Raw genomic sequence first — 15,261 nt, 5'->3', positions numbered from 1 at the left:
CATGTCGTTACTCCGGGTTTGATCAAGCGGATCTCATTGAGGAAAGGTCTCGCGCAGCCAGTCGCGCACGATGCGCCCGGCGACATAGCGGCCCGCCTCTTCGCCCTCGGCGAGCGCGCGGCCGTGGTGATCGCCGCGCACGCGACGATGCGTTTTCGCCGATGAGCCGAGGCTCGCGTAAATGTTCGCGATGACGGTCGGGAAGCACGCCTGATCGCCGGTGTATTCCACGACGAGCGACGGCTGCGTGATCGCGGGCGCGGTCTTCGAAAGCAGCGCGTTCGAGGACACGCCCGACCACGTCGATAGCCAGGCTTCCGGCGAGCAGCATCGGGCGAAGCCGACCGAGCCGTAGTTCGACGCGAACGGGTCCGCGCCCCACAGCGAGCCGTATCGGCGATCGGACGGATCGAGCGAAAGATCGAAGCAGCGCGGATCGGCGTCGGTGCGCCAGATGGTCATCAGCGGCGTGTGCGCGGCGACACGGCGCGAGCGGGAATCGGCTGCATCGCCCGCTGACTTGACGCGCGCGCGGGCGTCGAGACGTTCGGCGATCAGATTGCGTGCGATGGCGTCGAGCCGCGCCACACGCGCAGTTTGCGCCGCGCGATAGCGCGCGACGAAAGCCGCGTCGTAGCGCGACGAATGCGGCGGCGCGTTGAAACCGTTGGACGGTGCGAACGGATCGAGCGCATCGTCGACGCTCAGCGCATCGTTCTCGTCCGTCACCGATGGATCGATGCATCCCTGTAACAGCGCGCCCTGCCCCGGATGCGGCGCCACGAAGATCACGCCATCGATCATCGGCATGTCGAGCGACGCGAGTTTCGTCGGACGTCCGCCCGGCGTGCGCTCGATGCGCTTTTCCGGTGCGAGATTCGATTGCTGCGCATAGAGCGCGTAGAGGCCGCTGCCGCCCGAGTTTCCGAGCAGCACGATTCGTTTGAAACCGGCTTCGCGCAGAAAGCGCATGCCGGCCGCCACGTCGTAGAGCGCGAATTCGTGTTCGAGGCGCATGTCGTTGCCCACCGAACGCGGCGCTTGCGTCCACGCCGCATAGCCCGCGCCGGCGATATCCGGAATCAGGTAATGGCAGGCCATGAACTCGCGCGGATGCATGATGCACACGACGGTATCCGTCGCCCCGGGCGAATACAGCGAACCGCTCGTCGCGGCGCCGTCCTGCGTGCGCAGCACGACGTTACGGGTACTGACGCCGGCTGGCAGTTCGCGCGGATTCCAGTCCGTGTTGAGAAATCCTGCGGTCGCGCTTCCGTGGCCGGTGCGCGTTTGCTCAGATCGATTCATCGGGTCATCTCCTTTTTTTACATCTTAGTCGAATAATTTGACGATGTAGTAGATTTTTTATTATCGTTTTTACGGATGCGTCGACTAAGCGGCGGCGCGATAGCTCAGATGAACCGTGCCGCCAGTTCACGGCGCAACGCCGGTTTGCGGTATCGTGTTGATTTTTCTGACGCAGTCGTCGAAAACGCGATATGACCCGAACCCAGACCAAGAGCGACGCCTTGCGCGAAAACATCCTAGAAGTGGCGACGCGGCTTTTCATCGAGCGTGGCTTCGACGGCACGAGCTTCAACGACATCTCCGACGCGATCGGCGTGAGCCGGCCCGCGCTCTACTACTACTTCAAGAGCAAGGAAGCGATTCTCGAAGTCCTCACGGAGACGGTCACGCGCGCGGCGGGACAACTGGCGTCGGAAGCGGTGCCCGGGCACATGAAGCATGCGGCCGGCATGCTGCGGCATCTCGTGCTGCGTCATGCGCAGTTGATCCTCACGCATCCGTTGCAGTTTCGGGTCGTCGAGAGAAACGAAGGCAATCTGCCGCCGAAGCAACGCGAGTTCGCGGAGCAGGCGCGGCGCGCGGTGCTGGAACAGTTTCAGCACGCGATCGAATTCGGCATCGAACAGGGACACTTTCGCGCACTGGACGCGAAGGTCGCCGCGTTCTCGATCATCGGCATGTGCAACTGGAGCGCGTGGTGGTATTCGCCCTCCGGCCCGCGTACGCTCGAACAGGTCTCGGAGCAGATCGCCGACATGGCCTTGCATTCGGTGCAGATGGAAAACGAGAGGCAGTTGCGAGAGCCGAGCGCAGCCGCGGTGATCCGGTTGCTGCGCGACGATATCGACATGCTGGAACGGCGTCTCGCGGCGGGCGGTGATTTCCACGACCGTGACTGAATGTCCGGCCGGGCGCGCCAATGGAACAGGAGAGTTGTCCCGTGAAGAATCGCCTTCTCTGCGTGCTGTCGTTGACGTGGGCCAGCGCGGCCTGGGCTGCCGGACCCGTCTGCTTCCCGGTCGGAACGACCATGACGCTTCGCGGCACACCCGTGCAGGACGTCATGGAAACGGACGGCGGCGCCCGACAACCTGTCTGGATGCTGGCGATGGACCCGCCGCTATGCGTGATCGACAAGCGTTTTTCTCAGGACGCGCAGGGCCGGGTTCTGGTCCCCCGGGTGCTGATCATCGGACCGCCGCTTCCGACCGGCGTGACGCTTTCGGTCACCGGCACGCTGATGCGACGAAACGCGCCGCCCTATTACATGGCGCCGACGGCAGCTTGGGTCGTCCCGCCAACGATGGTCCCGCCGCGCCAATAGACGCCGTCACGGGCAAGTTGTGCCTTGGCCGTCGTGAAGCGTCGGGTCGTGTCGCGTGTACGGGTCGAAAACAGCGCTTTCGTTGTTATAATTATCTCAATTCACGAGCAAAACATAACATCACTCAACGCGCTCTTCCGATGGCCAAGAACGAACGCCTGCGTGCCCTTTCCGGCGCGCTTGAAAAACAGAATGTGATGCGGCTGCGGGATGCGGCTGCATTGCTGGGCGTGTCGGAAATGACGGTGCGCCGCGATATCGCCGCGCATCCCGGCCAGTTCACCTATCTCGGCGGCTATATCGTCAGCGCCGCCGACGTGCCCAACGCGGGCTATACGATCGAGGAAGAGAAGGATCATTTCGCGCAGGCGAAGGCGATCGCGTCGACTCATGCGGCGCGCTTGCTCGTCGATAACGAAACCGTCTTCATCGACTGCGGCACGACATTGACCACGCTCGCCCGGCAAATTCCGGCGGAGATGCATCTGACTGTCGTGTGTTACTCGCTCAATGTCGCGGAGATTCTGCGGCACAAGCCCAATGTGCGGATGATTTTGCTCGGCGGCGTGTACGTGCCTTCGTCCGAATCGTTCGCGAGCGACGACAGCGTCGAAATCTTGCGGCGCATGGGTATCAACAAGGCGTTCATGTCGGCGGGCGGCGTCGATGAAATGCGCGGCGTCACCTGCTGGAACTTTCATGAAGTCCCGATCAAGCAGGCCGCGATGGCAAGCGCGGTGGAAAGGCACCTCGTCGTCGATGCGAGCAAGTTCGGCAAGGTGAAGGCCGTGCGTTTCTCGCAGCTTTCCGAATTCGATTCGGTGATCACGGAAGAAGGGCAAACGGTACGCAAACGCGCTTGAATCATTTCGAACAAGAACAGAAAGGCTCGTTCGGAAATCGAACGAGCCTTTCTTATCGCGCTTTCGAAAGCCGTTACTGACGCCGTCCCAACGCGAACAGCGTCCCTGCGACGAGAATGAACGCACCGATGATCACCTTCTGCCAGGTGCTCGGCACACCGATGAGAATCAGCACGCTGTTGATGAGGGTCACCAGAACGACGCCCAGCAGTGTCCCGGCCACCGTTCCGGTGCCGCCGGTAATGCGCGCGCCGCCGAGAATCACCGCAGCGATCACGTCGAGTTCCGTGCCGACGAGATCGAACGGATTCGCGAGCCGGTTCGTCGACACGTGCAGAATGCCCGCGACGCCGGCGAGCAGGCCGGTATAACCGAACACGAACAGATGAATCGCGCGCAGGTTGTAGCCGAGACGTTCTGCGATCGCGAGCGAGCCGCCCATCGCATACACGCCGCGGCCCATCATCGTGCGATTCAGGAGCCACCACGTGACCACCGCCGCGATCACGAGCGCGAGCACGGACACCGGCAACACGGCACGCAAACCATCGGACGTGTGATAGAAAAACAGCGGCAAGCGTCCGAACGTATCCATGCTGTGCGGAATGTTCATGAAGAACTGCGTGCCGACGAAGGTCAGCAGCAAGCCGCGAAACAAATACTGCGTGCCGATCGTGACGATCAGCGACGGCGCCTTCAGCCGGTGCACGAGCATGCCGTTGATCACACCGAGCATCACGCCGCCGATCGCGCCCGCAAGCAGGATCAGCGCGAACGGGCACTCAGGCCACCATGCGAATACGGCCTTGGTGATCGAGTACATCGTCAATGCGGCGATGGCCGTGAACGATACGTCGATGCCGCCCGAGGCCAGCACGACGAGCGTGCCGAGCGCGAAAAGCGACACCGTCGTCGCGGAATGCAGCAGGTCGAACAGCGTGGCGAACTGGAAGAAGCGCGGGTTGAGGCTGCCCACGACCAGGCACGTCACCACGATCAACCCGGCCGTGAACCACTCGGGATTGCGCATCAGCCGCGCGTACAGATTGCCCTTGCGCACACGCGGCGCGACGTCGGCCACGCGCTGCGGCATCGTCTCGCTTCCCGTGCGGCGGATGGATTCGCTCATGCTCATGCTGCCTCTGAAAGTAGCGCGTGATAAAGGTCGGCCTCGTTCAGCGTGTCCGCGCGATATTCATTCGCGACGCGGCCTTTCTTCATCATCAAAATGCGGTCGCAGTTCTGCAGCAACTCGGGCAGGTCATCGCTGATCAGGATGATGCCGATGCCCTCCTTCGACAGCCGCTGCATGATGCGGTAAATGATGTCCTTCGACCCCACGTCGACGCCGACCGTCGGGCCATGCAGGATCAGCACGCGCGGCTCGATCGCGAGCCAGCGGCCGATCAGCACGCGCTGCTGGTTGCCGCCCGAAAGCGATTGCACCGGCTTGTCGACATCGGGTGTCGCGATCTGCAAGTCCTTCACGGTGCGTTCCGCGAGTGCTTGCGCGCGTTTGCGGTCGATCTGGCCGAAGCGGTCGCGCAGGCCCGCGATCATCGCAGTAACGACGTTGTCGCGGATCGGCTTGTCGAGAAACAGGCCTTCGTTCAGGCGGTCTTCCGGCACATAGCCGATGCGCTGCGCCTTCGCGTCGCCCGGCGATTGCAGCCGCACGCGCATGCCGTCGAGCGTCACGGCGCCCGTGTCGGCAGGCGCGACGCCTGCCAATGCGCGCGCGAGCTCGTTGCGGCCCGAATCGAGCAGACCGGTTACGCCGAGAATCTCGCCTTTGTGCAGCCTGAACGATACGTCGGTGAATTGCCCTTTGCGGCCGAGGCCATGAACGTCGAGCACGACCTGCGACGCGCCTTCTTCGCCTTGCGCGCGATAGCGTTCGGTCGAGAGATGCTTGCCCGTCATCAGTTCGCTGATTTGCGCCTTCGTGTAGTTTTCGATCGGACCTTGCGCCATCTTCTGGCCGTCGCGCAGGACGATCACTTCGCCGCCGATCGCGTAGCACTCGTCGAGCTTGTGACTCACGAACAGCACCGCGACGCCGTCCGCCCGCAAGCGTGCGAGCACGGCGATGAGGTTATCGACTTCCTTCTGCGTGAGCGACGTCGTCGGTTCGTCCATGATGACGAACTTCGCTTCGCTCGCAATCGCGCGCGCGATCGCCACCAGCTGACGCGTCGCGAGCGGCAGTTGCTCGATGAGCGTCTTCTGGAAATCCGCATCGCCCGGCAGACCCACGGCTTCGAGCGCGCGGGCCGCGGTCGCCGCGAGCGCACGTCGGTCGAAGGTGCGCGCGAGCTTGCCCGCATGCTCGGCAAGCTCGGCTGTGAGCGCCACGTTCTCCGCGACGCTCATGTTCGGCAGCAGCGACAAGTCCTGATAAACCGTCTCGATGCCCGCCGAAAGCGATTCGAGCGGCGAGAGCTTCTTGTGACGCGCGCCTTCGATCACGAGCTCGCCCTCGTCGGGCGGTTGCGCGCCTGAAATGATCTTGATGAGCGTGCTCTTGCCGCAGCCGTTCTCGCCGAGCAGGTGATAGATCTGTCCGCGCTCGAACGCGAGACTCACGCCACGCAGCGCATAGACGCCGGTGAAGCGCTTGTGGATATTGACGACTTCGAGAAGCGGTGTCGTTGTGGTCATATCTTTCCAGGGCACGCGGCGCACTTTGGGAAGAAGCGCGCCGCGCACGTCACATCAGAAGTTGTATTGCTTGTAGTTCGTCTTGTCGACATCGACCCAGCCGGTGCCGCGCACGATCACGCCCTTGCCCGGACCCTTCGTAACCGTCACCTTGTTATAGCCGGTGATGCCGAGGTCCGCGCCGTTCTGCACTTCCTTGCCGTCGACGAGCATCTGCGCGACCTTGTTCATCGCGAGACCCGCGAGCTTCGGATCCCAGAACGCGATGCCGTTGATCGCACCGCTTTCGAGGAACTTGCCGGCTTCCGTCGGCAGGCCCGTGCCGTAGACGCAGATCTTGCCGACCTTGCCCGCCTCTTCCACGGCGCGGCCGATGCCGATCACATCGAGCGACGACGAGCCCTGGAAGCCCGTCAGATCCGGATGCTTGCGCAGCACTTCCTTGGCGACCTGATACGCGCGCTCGCCATCGTTATTGGTTTCGAGCTTCGGCTCGACGAGGTCCATCTTCGGGTACTTCGCCTTCGCGTTGCCGATGCCGCCATCGGCCCATTGAACCTGCGAGCGCGAGCCGAGCGAGCCGACGAGCACCGCCCACTTGCCCTGATCGTTCATGCACTTCGCGAGCCGCTCGTTCAGGCCCGCGCCGTACGCGGTGTTGTCGAAGGCTTCGATGTCGACCATCGTGTTCTTCGCGTTGTCCGCTTCATGCGTGACGACCTTGATGCCGCGATCCATCGCCTTCTTGAGCGCGGGTTCGAGCGTCGGCGGATCGTAGGGCACGACGGCGATCGCCGTGACTTTCTTGGCGATCAGGTCTTCGATGATCTTCAGTTGCTGCGCGGCGTCGGCGCGGCCCGGTCCGGTCTGATACGCATTGACGTTCGGGTTCTCCTTGCCGAACTCCTTCACGCCCTCGTCCATGCGATTGAACCAGTTGATGCCAGTCACCTTCACGACCGTCACGATGGTTTCGTTGGTGGCGGCCTGCGCGGCCGCGATCGCGCCCGCTGCGAGTGCGACCGCCGTGAGCGCGGTGCCGAGTTTGCTGAGCTTCATTGCGTTGTCTCCTTTATGTTTCGTCTGGTCTCTTTGAACAATCACACGCGAATATCAACGTCCGGTCGATGCGGGCGGCGGCGGCACACTGCTTTTGGGTGTCGCCCCGCCAATGCCGAAGATCGCGCGCACGCGTTCGCCGCCCGCGAAGGCGAGCGATGCGAGCAGCAGAAAGCCCCACGCGCAATCGCCGAAAAACTGCGACACGCCGAGCAGATTGAACAGGCTCGACAGGAACTGCAACACCGTTGCGGCGAGAAACACGCAGACGATGCGTCCATAACCGCCCGCGGGATTCACGCCGCCCATCACCGCGATCAGGATCGCGATCAGCAGATACGAATTGCCGTAGTCCCACTTCGCGCTCGACGTATGCGTCGCGCTGATGAGACCTGCGAGCGACGCGAGCACGCCGCACATGCCATAGGTGAGAATCAGCATGCGCGCGCGCGGGATGCCCGCATAGAATGCGGCCTTCGGGTTCGTGCCCATCAGATAGAGACGCAGGCCGAACGGCGTGCGCTTCAGTACCCAGCCGAGCAGCAGCACGGCGGCGACGAAGATCCAGAAAGAGATGGGCACTTGCAGGAAGGTGCCGTTGCCGATGTTCGAGAGCGGGTCCACATACTCGACGCGCACCGACGCGCCGTTGCTCAGCACGACCGCGATGCCGGTGAAGAGCAGTTGCGTGCCGAGCGTGCAGAGAATCGGCGTGAGCCTCAGCTTCGCGATCACGACGCCGTTGAGCAAGCCGCCGATCGCGCCCATCGCCACCACGATGCACACGAACACGCCCGTGTAGAGCGCGGGGGAATCATCGGCGGAGACCATGTGCGGCAGCAGCATCGCCGCGACCATGCCGGACAGGTTCGCGAGCCCGACGCCCGACAGATCGATCCCGCCATTGCCCGACACCATCGACAGCATGATGCCGAGCGCGAGCAGGCCGAGCTCGGGCAACTGGCCGCCCATCGACTGAAGGTTGTCGATGTCGAGGAACTGGCCGCGCGACATCCACGTCGCGACGATCACGACGAGCACGTTCACGCCGATCAGAAAGTTGAACTGGCGGTCGGCGAGCCACTTCGACGCGTTCATTGCGTAACGCTCCTTTGTTCGAGCACCGCGTTGATCTCGTGAAGACGCGGCATCGACGGCGCAGTGCCCGGACGCGTCACCGACAGGCTCGCGAGCGCGCAGCCGAAGCGCACCGCATCGAGCGGGCTTTCGCCGCGTGCGAGCGCCGCCGCGAAGCCGCCGGTGAAGCCATCGCCCGCGCCTGCCGTTTCCACGACGCGGCCGCAGTCGAACGCCGGCACGAGCGTCGATTCATTCGCCGTATGCAGCAGCGCGCCCGCTTCGCCCAGCGTGACGATGACCGCGCGCGCTCCTTTGTCGAGCAGCACGTTCGCGGCGCGGCGCGCATCGTCCACCGAGCGGATCTCGATGCCGGTGAGCGCCTGCGCTTCCGTTTCGTTCGGCGTGATGTAGTCGCACAGCGGATAGATTTCGTCGGTGAGGGGCATCGCGGGCGCGGGATTGAAGACCGTCGTCACGCCATGCTTGCGCGCGAGTTCGAGTCCGCGCCGCGCGGCCGGAATCGGCTGCTCCAATTGCGTGACGAAGACGCCCGCGCGCGCGATGTCCTTCTCGATGGCATCGACGTCTTCGGGCACGAGCGCGCCCGCCGCCCCCGCCGCGACGATGATCGCGTTGCTGCCCGTGTTTTCATCGACGTAGATATGCGCGGCGCCCGTGGCGACCTCGTTCATCACGGTCGCGCGCGATGTGATGCCTTCGGCGGCCCACGTCGCCTGCGCGATCTCGCCGAACGCGTCCGCGCCGATGCGCGTGCAGAAGATCACGTCCGCGCCCGCGCGCGCGGCGGCCACGGCCTGATTCGAGCCCTTGCCGCCCGGTCCCATCTTGAACGCGGAGCCCGGCACCGTTTCGCCGAGCAGCGGCATGCGCGCCGCGCGAAACGCGAGATCCGTCACATAGATGCCAAGAATGACGACGCTTTTCATCGCGCGCCTCCTTCCGGCGCATCCGATGCGAGTAGCACGCCCTTCTTGAAGATGAAGCAGCCGTAGCCGCGCGCTTCGCCCGTGGCGATCACGCAGTAAGCCTTCTTCGCGCGCTCATAGAATGCGAAGCGCTCGACCGGCGCGAACGGCAATGCGCGGCCTTGCGCGTCGTCCACTTCGCGTTGCGCTTCGCGCTGCACCGCCGGCAAGGTGCTTGCATCGCCGACGATCTCCATGCGGCCGGCGGGGTCGTCGACGAACGTATCGAGCGGCAGCAGCGACAGCACCGCGCGCACCGCATGCGGCGCGCTGGCGCCGTCGATGCGCAGCACTTTGCCCAGCACCGTTTGCCGCGCGATGGAATCCGCGGGGAAATGAGCGTCGCAGATCACCACTTCGTCGCCGTGTCCCATCGCGGCGAGCGCGTACAGGATATCGGCGTTCAAGAGCGGATCGATGTTCTTCAGCACAGCGTCTCCTCCATGCACGAGCGTGTCTCCTGTCGAGATCTACGCTCAAACGATTCGTTGATCAGTCTCCGTACGGCACCCAGATATTCTTCACCTGCACCGCCTGGCGAAGAAACGGCAAGCCTTCGCTCGCGGCATCGTGCCAGTCGAACACGCGGCCCTGATCGACGAACGTGCGCTTCAGGTTGCCGACCGATTCCCGCTCGGCCATCGCCGACAGCGACGCGCCGTGGAAGCACCAGAGCGCATCGACGTCGTCGTGCTGCGCGAGCGTCTGCGCGAGCGAACGCGCATCGCCGGTGACGATGTTCAGCGCGCCGCCCGGCACATCCGAGGTCTCGACCACCTGATAGAAATCCGTCGCCATCAGCGGACACGTCTCGCTCGGCACCACGACCACGCGATTGCCGAGCGCGAGCGCGGGCGCCACGAGCGACACGAATCCGAGCAGCGGCGCTTCATCCGGACAGACGATGCCGATCACGCCGAGCGGCTCGTGCATCGCGAGCGCGACGCCATGCAGCGGCGGCGCATGCACGGCGCCGTCGTACTTGTCGGTCCATGCGGCATACGTGAAGAAGCGTGCGATCGATGCGTCCACTTCGCGCTTCGCATCGCGCTCGCTCGCGCCCGCGCGCGTCACGAGCTGCTTCGCGAATTCGTCGGCGCGGGCGCTCAGGTTTTCGGCGAGGTAGTACAGCACTTGCGCGCGGTTGTGCGCGCTCGCCGACGACCACTTCGTCATGCCCCGCGCGGCCGCCACCGCATTGCGTATGTCCTTGCGATTGCCCTCGCCCACTTCGCCGACGATCTCGCCGGCGGGAGAAAGCACGAGCCGCGAATAACCGCTGTCGGGCCGCGCCTGCTTGCCGCCGATAAAGAGCTTCGCCGTGCGATCGAGCGCGCTGACCTTGCCGGCATCGACGAGCGAATCGGGCTGCGCCTGCAGCGGCTTCGTCTCGCCGCGAACCGGGAGCTTTACCCATGCGCGCGGCTTCAGGTATTCGTAGATGCCCTCGCGTCCGCCTTCGCGGCCGAAGCCCGATTCGCGATAGCCGCCGAAGCCGACAGCTGCATCGAAGAGATTGGTCGCGTTGATCCACACGACGCCGCATTGCAGGCGCGGCGCGACGTCGAGCGCGCGGCTGATGTTCTCGCTCCACACGCTCGCGGCGAGGCCGTAGCGCGTGTTGTTCGCGAGCGCGACGGCTTCTTCCGGCGTGCGGAAGCTCATCGTCACGAGCACCGGGCCGAAAATCTCTTCCTGCGCGAGCGTCGATGCGGGCGCGACGTTCGTGACGAGCGTCGGCGGGAAGAACGCACCGCCATCGGGCAACGCGGTCCGCGGCGACTGATAGATTTCGCAGCCTTCGCGTTCGCCCTTATCGACCAGCGCGCGGATGCGTTCGAGCTGCACGTCGTCGACGACCGCGCTCATATCGATACCTTTGTCGAGCGATGTTCCGACGCGCAGCGTATCCATGCGGCGCCTGAGCTTCTCGACGAAGCGCGCCTCGATGCCTTCCTGCACGAGCAGCCGCGAGCCCGCGCAGCACACTTGGCCCTGATTGAACCAGATTGCATCGACGACGCCTTCCACGGCGCTGTCGAGATCGGCATCGTCGAAGACGATGAAGGGCGATTTGCCGCCGAGTTCGAGCGTCAGAGATTTGCCCTTGCCCGCCGTGGTCGCGCGAATCTGCCGGCCCACTTCGGTCGAGCCCGTGAATGCGATCTTCGCGACGCCCTCATGCTCGACGAGCGCCGCGCCCGCGCGCCCATCGCCGGTCACGACGTTGAGCACGCCCTTCGGCAAGCCCGCGCGATGCGCCAGCTCCGCGAACAAAAGCGCGGTCAGCGGCGTGAATTCGGCGGGCTTGAGCACGACCGTATTGCCGAGCGCGAGCGCGGGCGCGATCTTCCACGCGAGCATCAGCAGCGGAAAATTCCACGGCACGATCTGGCCGATCACGCCGAGCGGCGCCCAGTCCGCGAACTCCTTGTCCTGCAACTGCGCCCAGCCCGCATGATGCAGAAAGTGCCTTGCTACAAGCGGGATATCGATATCGCGCGACTCGCGAATCGGCTTGCCGTTGTCCAGCGATTCGAGCACGGCGAAGAGGCGGCCATGCCGCTGCACCATGCGCGAGAGCGCATACAGATGCCGTGCGCGCCCCGCCCCGCCGATCGCCTGCCAGCCTTCGAGCGCGGCATGCGCGGCTTGCACGGCGGCGTCGACATCGGCGTTATCGCCTTGTGCGATCGAAGCGAGCACGCGGCCGGTCGCGGGTTCGCGCGAGTCGAAGCGGGCGGCGGCGTCGCTGTCGCGCCATACGCCGTTGATGAAGTGACCGAAGCGCCCGTCATGCTGATCGAGCCATGCGCGCGCGGCGCGATCGTCTTCCGGTGCGGGTCCGTATTCCATCGAAGAGAAGTATTCGGCAACGCTCATGAGGCTTTGAATGTGGGAGTCTGATGAATCAGGCGACGGGATGGCGATTGAACGCCGAATAGCGTCCGCTCACGTGATGTTCGAGCTGGCGTTCGATATCCGCGAGCAGGCTCGATGCGCCGATGCGGAAAAGGTCTTGTTCGAGCCATTCGCGCCCGAGCTCTTCCTTCATGAGGATCTGATACTCGAGCACCGACTTCGCGGTGGACACGCCGCCCGCGGGCTTGAAACCGATCGCGACGCCGGTGCGCGCGAGATATTCGCGAATCATGCGCACCATGACGAGCGACACGTCGAGCGTTGCGTTGACGCTTTCCTTGCCCGTCGACGTCTTGATGAAATCGGCGCCGGCCATCATGCAGATCATCGACGCCTTCGCGACGTTCGAAAGCGTGTGGATATCGCCGGTCGCGAGAATCGCCTTGACGTGCGCATCGCCGCATGCCGCGCGGAAATCGCGCATCTCGTCGTAGAGCGCCTGCCAGTTGCCCGTCAGCACATGCTCGCGCGTGACGACGATATCGATCTCGGAGGCGCCATCCCGTACCGACGCCTCGATTTCGCGCAACTTGAGATCATGCGGATTGAGGCCCGCCGGAAAGCCCGTCGATACGGCCGCGACCGGAATGCCGCTGCCTTCGAGCGCGCCCACGGCCGTTTTCACATAGCGGTGATAGACGCACACCGCGCCCGTTTTGATCGAAGCGTGCGCCATGCCGAGCGCGTCGAGCAGATCGTCACGCAGCGGACGGCGGGCTTTCGCGCACAGGCGCTCGACGCGGCCGTGCGTGTCGTCGCCGCTGAGGGTCGTGAGGTCGATGCAGGTGATCGCTTTGAGCAGCCACGCCGCCTGCGCGTCTTTCTTCACGGCGCGACGCGTGCCGAGCGTCGATGCGCGGCGCGCCACCGCCGACTGGTTCACGCGCAGGCCGTCGAGCCACGACAGATCGAACGGCACGCCGGGATTGCGGGCCTGCGCGTGGACCTGAGCCTTTCCAGGCCATGCGACGATGGACTTCGATGCGGTTTCCAGCATGAGATCGGTATAGCCGGCGTCTTGTGGGACGCACGACAATTATTGATAGGTTGATCTCAGTTTAAAGCATGGATGTTAGGATCGTAACATAGGGAAAGTGCCTAGATTCGGACCGTGCAGCGTGTCACGCGCTTTGATCGCGAATGCGGTTCAGATCACAATGGAGGAACCGCGCCGGCAGCAATGCATTCCTTATGGCTTCGCCCAACGTCGAGAACATTTCAAAGCGATCGTTCGTTTCCGCAAGAGAAGAAACCTTACCCTCATCCTCGCGAGGAGACCGCATGACAGCCCATGACTTTTCCCAGTTTTCCTGGGACGAACAGGAAGACGTCAAAGCCGTCCTTGCGGATCGGGGCCTCGAACTTCGTGATTTCCAGATTACTGACAATGTGGTTGTTCCGGAGAACAACGGAACCGGCGCCACGCGGCAGATCTCCGTCACGCGAATCACCAACGGCAAGAAGGCGATCTACGAGACCGATCACTTCGCCACCTGGCTCACGGATTTCGCTGATGCTCTGGAGGCTGGCGAGTTCGATGACTGAGTGAAAGCGAAGCGCTCAGCGAAAGCAGCCACACAAATCATCAGGGTTGGCGTTTACCGCGGCCACCAGCGTCCTTGCCAGTCGGCTCACGTGAACCTGCAACTGACTTGCTGGCGGGCTTGTTGCGTCGCTTTTGCACGCTGAATGGATTGGCGGACAAGCTTGTGTCTTTCCCTGCGGCTACCGCGCCCGGCGCCGCAGGCTTGCGTTTGCTTTCGCCAGTTTGCTGACGCGGTTTTTTACTGAGCGCCTGCATGGCGCCCGGTGCAACTTGCGGCACTTTGGGCTTCTTGGGTTTTTTGGGTTTCTTGATGATCTGCCCTGTCGCGCTGGTCTGCGGCACTCGGTGTTCGGCTTCGAAACCCGGCACTTCTTCACGAGGCAGCGTTTGCCGGATGAGCGCTTCGATCGCGGCCAGTTGCGGCGCTTCATCGGCACACACGAGGGACACCGCCACGCCGCTGGCGCCCGCACGGCCGGTGCGGCCAATACGATGCACATAGTCTTGCGCCACGATCGGCAGATCGACGTTGATCACCAGAGGCAGGTCGTCGATATCCAGTCCGCGCGCAGCCACATCGGTGGCGACCAGCATATCTACTTCACCCGTCTTGAAGCGCTCCAGCGCACGCAGGCGCGTGGGTTGCGGTCTGTCGCCGTGGATGGTGTCGACCGAATAGCCTGCTGCATCCAGGATGCCCGCCAGATAATCCACGCCATTGCGGGTTTTGACGAACACCAGCGCGTGCTGCCAGTCGTTCTCATCCACAAGGTGCATGAAGAGCTCGGGCTTGTTCCTTTTGTCCACCGGCACGACCCACTGCCTGATCTTGCTGGCCGTGGCATTGGGCGGACTGACGCTGATATTGACCGGGTCGCGCAGAATGCTCGCCGCCATGGCGCGGATATCATCAGTGAACGTGGCAGAGAACAGCAAGGTCTGGCGCTGAGCGGGCAAGGCAGCAAACACGGCGTTGAGTTCGCGTGCAAAGCCCAGATCCAGCATGCGGTCGGCTTCATCCAGCACCAGCGTTTCTACCTGATCGAACTGCACTGCGTTCTGGCGATTGAGATCCAGCAAACGGCCAGGCGTGGCGACGAGCACATCCACGCCTTTGCGCAACTTCATCATCTGCGGGTTGATGCTCACCCCGCCGTACGCGGCCAGAAATCGCAGATCGAGGCCTTTGCCGTAGTCGATAAAGCTTTGCAGCACTTGTTCAGCCAGTTCACGCGTCGGCACTAGAACCAGAACACGCGCGCGGTTGCTGGATACCGCCGGACCATGCTGCACCAGCCGCTGCAACAGCGGCAGTGCAAAACCCGCAGTCTTTCCCGTGCCGGTCTGTGCCGCAGCCATGACGTCCTTGCCACTGAGCACAGCAGGAATCGCCTTGGCCTGTACCGGCGTCGGTGTCTGGTAATTGAGGTCCTGCACATTGCGCAGCAATGGATCGATCAGGCCGAGCGAGGCAAAAGACATGCGCGTATTCCAGGGCAAAACCCCGATTTT

The 15,261-nt window shown here is 63.6% G+C and carries 14 protein-coding genes; 4 read left to right on the top strand and 10 right to left on the bottom strand.

The features are described from left to right. Positions 1-33 precede the first annotated feature (33 nt). Complete coding sequence (locus AWB74_RS28220) at positions 34-1,308, bottom strand: alpha/beta fold hydrolase (RefSeq protein WP_061149938.1); 1,275 nt, start codon at positions 1,306-1,308, stop codon at positions 34-36. A gap of 191 nt (positions 1,309-1,499) precedes the next feature. Between AWB74_RS28220 and AWB74_RS28215 the strand changes: the two genes are divergently transcribed. From AWB74_RS28215 to AWB74_RS28205, 3 genes are all read left to right on the top strand, one after another. Next, the gene (locus AWB74_RS28215) at positions 1,500-2,207 is read left to right on the top strand and encodes a TetR/AcrR family transcriptional regulator (protein WP_061149937.1); all 708 of its coding nucleotides are present in this window, start codon (positions 1,500-1,502) and stop codon (positions 2,205-2,207) included. 41 nt (positions 2,208-2,248) lie between these two features. After that, positions 2,249-2,632 (top strand): hypothetical protein, encoded by a 384-nt coding sequence (locus tag AWB74_RS28210; RefSeq protein ID WP_087039229.1) that lies wholly within the window; start codon positions 2,249-2,251, stop codon positions 2,630-2,632. A 140-nt stretch (positions 2,633-2,772) separates the two neighbouring features. Further along, on the top strand, positions 2,773-3,495 hold the full coding sequence (locus AWB74_RS28205) for a DeoR/GlpR family DNA-binding transcription regulator (RefSeq protein ID WP_061149935.1): 723 nt from the start codon (positions 2,773-2,775) through the stop codon (positions 3,493-3,495). Between the two features lie 73 nt (positions 3,496-3,568). On the opposite strand, the gene AWB74_RS28200 is transcribed toward AWB74_RS28205, so the two are convergent. The 8 genes from AWB74_RS28200 to deoC all read right to left on the bottom strand — a co-directional run bounded on the left by AWB74_RS28200 (position 3,569) and on the right by deoC (position 13,200). Beyond that, on the bottom strand, positions 3,569-4,630 hold the full coding sequence (locus AWB74_RS28200; RefSeq protein WP_061149934.1) for an ABC transporter permease: 1,062 nt from the start codon (positions 4,628-4,630) through the stop codon (positions 3,569-3,571). Beyond that, positions 4,627-6,156 (bottom strand): sugar ABC transporter ATP-binding protein, encoded by a 1,530-nt coding sequence (locus AWB74_RS28195; protein ID WP_061149972.1) that lies wholly within the window; start codon positions 6,154-6,156, stop codon positions 4,627-4,629. The genes AWB74_RS28200 and AWB74_RS28195 overlap by 4 nt, the downstream gene beginning before the upstream one ends. Before the next feature lie 54 nt (positions 6,157-6,210). Then, positions 6,211-7,215, bottom strand: a complete 1,005-nt coding sequence (locus tag AWB74_RS28190; RefSeq protein ID WP_061149933.1) for an autoinducer 2 ABC transporter substrate-binding protein — start codon at positions 7,213-7,215, stop codon at positions 6,211-6,213. Positions 7,216-7,269: 54 nt separating this feature from the next. Further along, positions 7,270-8,313 carry an ABC transporter permease gene (locus AWB74_RS28185; RefSeq protein ID WP_061149932.1) on the bottom strand — a complete coding sequence of 348 codons (1,044 nt, stop codon included), beginning with the start codon at positions 8,311-8,313 and terminating at the stop codon, positions 7,270-7,272. After that, positions 8,310-9,242 (bottom strand): ribokinase, encoded by a 933-nt coding sequence (rbsK, locus tag AWB74_RS28180; protein ID WP_061149931.1) that lies wholly within the window; start codon positions 9,240-9,242, stop codon positions 8,310-8,312. The genes AWB74_RS28185 and rbsK overlap by 4 nt, the downstream gene beginning before the upstream one ends. After that, on the bottom strand, positions 9,239-9,712 hold the full coding sequence (locus AWB74_RS28175) for an RbsD/FucU family protein (protein ID WP_061149971.1): 474 nt from the start codon (positions 9,710-9,712) through the stop codon (positions 9,239-9,241). Before AWB74_RS28175 ends, rbsK begins: the two co-directional genes overlap by 4 nt. A gap of 61 nt (positions 9,713-9,773) precedes the next feature. Continuing rightward, on the bottom strand, positions 9,774-12,164 hold the full coding sequence (locus tag AWB74_RS28170; protein ID WP_061149930.1) for an aldehyde dehydrogenase family protein: 2,391 nt from the start codon (positions 12,162-12,164) through the stop codon (positions 9,774-9,776). A gap of 28 nt (positions 12,165-12,192) precedes the next feature. Next, positions 12,193-13,200 carry a deoxyribose-phosphate aldolase gene (gene deoC / locus AWB74_RS28165; protein ID WP_061149970.1) on the bottom strand — a complete coding sequence of 336 codons (1,008 nt, stop codon included), beginning with the start codon at positions 13,198-13,200 and terminating at the stop codon, positions 12,193-12,195. Between the two features lie 284 nt (positions 13,201-13,484). Between deoC and AWB74_RS28160 the strand changes: the two genes are divergently transcribed. After that, positions 13,485-13,748, top strand: coding sequence for a hypothetical protein (locus AWB74_RS28160; RefSeq protein WP_061149929.1), 264 nt, complete (start codon positions 13,485-13,487; stop codon positions 13,746-13,748). A gap of 40 nt (positions 13,749-13,788) precedes the next feature. On the opposite strand, the gene AWB74_RS28155 is transcribed toward AWB74_RS28160, so the two are convergent. Further along, the gene (locus tag AWB74_RS28155) at positions 13,789-15,231 is read right to left on the bottom strand and encodes a DEAD/DEAH box helicase (protein WP_061149928.1); all 1,443 of its coding nucleotides are present in this window, start codon (positions 15,229-15,231) and stop codon (positions 13,789-13,791) included. Between the last annotated feature and the right edge of the window lie 30 nt (positions 15,232-15,261).

The organism is Caballeronia arvi (assembly GCF_001544695.2).
GTDB classification, from domain to species: Bacteria; Pseudomonadota; Gammaproteobacteria; order Burkholderiales; family Burkholderiaceae; genus Caballeronia; species Caballeronia arvi.
The sequence above is the reverse complement of the archived record's forward strand: the minus strand, read 5'-3'. Positions and strand labels throughout refer to the sequence as shown.

Excerpts from the sequence above, each read along its gene's own strand:
- AWB74_RS28200 (WP_061149934.1), bottom strand. The coding sequence starts at position 4,630 with ATGAGCATGAGCGAATCCATCCGCCGCACGGGAAGCGAGACGATGCCG.
- AWB74_RS28205 (WP_061149935.1), top strand. The coding sequence starts at position 2,773 with ATGGCCAAGAACGAACGCCTGCGTGCCCTTTCCGGCGCGCTTGAAAAA.
- AWB74_RS28185 (WP_061149932.1), bottom strand. The coding sequence starts at position 8,313 with ATGAACGCGTCGAAGTGGCTCGCCGACCGCCAGTTCAACTTTCTGATC.
- deoC (WP_061149970.1), bottom strand. The coding sequence starts at position 13,200 with ATGCTGGAAACCGCATCGAAGTCCATCGTCGCATGGCCTGGAAAGGCT.
- AWB74_RS28160 (WP_061149929.1), top strand. The coding sequence starts at position 13,485 with ATGACAGCCCATGACTTTTCCCAGTTTTCCTGGGACGAACAGGAAGAC.
- AWB74_RS28190 (WP_061149933.1), bottom strand. The coding sequence starts at position 7,215 with ATGAAGCTCAGCAAACTCGGCACCGCGCTCACGGCGGTCGCACTCGCA.
- AWB74_RS28155 (WP_061149928.1), bottom strand. The coding sequence starts at position 15,231 with ATGTCTTTTGCCTCGCTCGGCCTGATCGATCCATTGCTGCGCAATGTG.
- AWB74_RS28195 (WP_061149972.1), bottom strand. The coding sequence starts at position 6,156 with ATGACCACAACGACACCGCTTCTCGAAGTCGTCAATATCCACAAGCGC.
- AWB74_RS28170 (WP_061149930.1), bottom strand. The coding sequence starts at position 12,164 with ATGAGCGTTGCCGAATACTTCTCTTCGATGGAATACGGACCCGCACCG.
- AWB74_RS28215 (WP_061149937.1), top strand. The coding sequence starts at position 1,500 with ATGACCCGAACCCAGACCAAGAGCGACGCCTTGCGCGAAAACATCCTA.
- rbsK (WP_061149931.1), bottom strand. The coding sequence starts at position 9,242 with ATGAAAAGCGTCGTCATTCTTGGCATCTATGTGACGGATCTCGCGTTT.
- AWB74_RS28220 (WP_061149938.1), bottom strand. The coding sequence starts at position 1,308 with ATGAATCGATCTGAGCAAACGCGCACCGGCCACGGAAGCGCGACCGCA.